Source organism: Streptococcus sp. C150 (assembly GCF_000187445.1).
Taxonomy (GTDB): Bacteria; Bacillota; Bacilli; order Lactobacillales; family Streptococcaceae; genus Streptococcus; species Streptococcus raffinosi.
The window spans coordinates 1-655 of the sequence record NZ_GL698467.1; the positions used below are offsets into that span (position 1 = coordinate 1).

Below are 655 nucleotides of genomic sequence, written 5' to 3' on the forward strand. Positions count from 1 at the left end.
GAGATTTCAATCGGCGGATAAGAGAAACGAAGTTTCTGACCGTTGGCTGAGTTAAACGACCAAGAGGGAGTTTAGCTCAGCTGGGAGAGCATCTGCCTTACAAGCAGAGGGTCAGCGGTTCGATCCCGTTAACTCCCATTTAGCGGGTGTAGTTTAGTGGTAAAACTACAGCCTTCCAAGCTGTTGTCGCGAGTTCGATTCTCGTCACCCGCTTTATTTGGAAACAAATAACCAAGCATTTAGCTTGGGCGCGTAGCTCAGATGGTTAGAGCGCACGCCTGATAAGCGTGAGGTCGGTGGTTCGATTCCACTCGTGCCCATTATATGGTCCGTTGGTCAAGGGGTTAAGACACCGCCTTTTCACGGCGGTAACACGGGTTCGAATCCCGTACGGACTATGTTATTTGGAGGATTACCCAAGTCCGGCTGAAGGGAACGGTCTTGAAAACCGTCAGGCGTGTAAAAGCGTGCGTGGGTTCGAATCCCACATCCTCCTTAATTTTATCGCGGGATGGAGCAGCTAGGTAGCTCGTCGGGCTCATAACCCGAAGGTCGTAGGTTCAAATCCTGCTCCCGCAATTTGGCTCGGTAGCTCAGTTGGTAGAGCAATGGATTGAAGCTCCATGTGTCGGCGGTTCGATTCCGTCTCGCGCCA

At 51.8% G+C, this 655-nt stretch carries 7 tRNA genes; all 7 read left to right on the plus strand.

Annotated features, from left to right (window positions below):
• Positions 1-65: 65 nt before the first annotated feature.
• The 7 genes from HMPREF0848_RS10185 (at position 66) to HMPREF0848_RS10215 (ending at position 655) form a co-directional block, all read left to right on the plus strand.
• Positions 66-138, plus strand: a tRNA-Val gene (locus HMPREF0848_RS10185).
• 4 nt (positions 139-142) lie between these two features.
• Positions 143-213, plus strand: a tRNA-Gly gene (locus HMPREF0848_RS10190).
• 33 nt (positions 214-246) lie between these two features.
• Positions 247-320, plus strand: a tRNA-Ile gene (locus HMPREF0848_RS10195).
• A 6-nt stretch (positions 321-326) separates the two neighbouring features.
• Positions 327-398: transfer RNA gene (locus HMPREF0848_RS10200), tRNA-Glu, on the plus strand.
• Positions 399-406: 8 nt separating this feature from the next.
• Positions 407-496 (plus strand) — tRNA-Ser (locus HMPREF0848_RS10205).
• A gap of 9 nt (positions 497-505) precedes the next feature.
• A tRNA-Met gene (locus tag HMPREF0848_RS10210) sits at positions 506-579 on the plus strand.
• Between the two features lie 3 nt (positions 580-582).
• Positions 583-655 (plus strand) — tRNA-Phe (locus tag HMPREF0848_RS10215).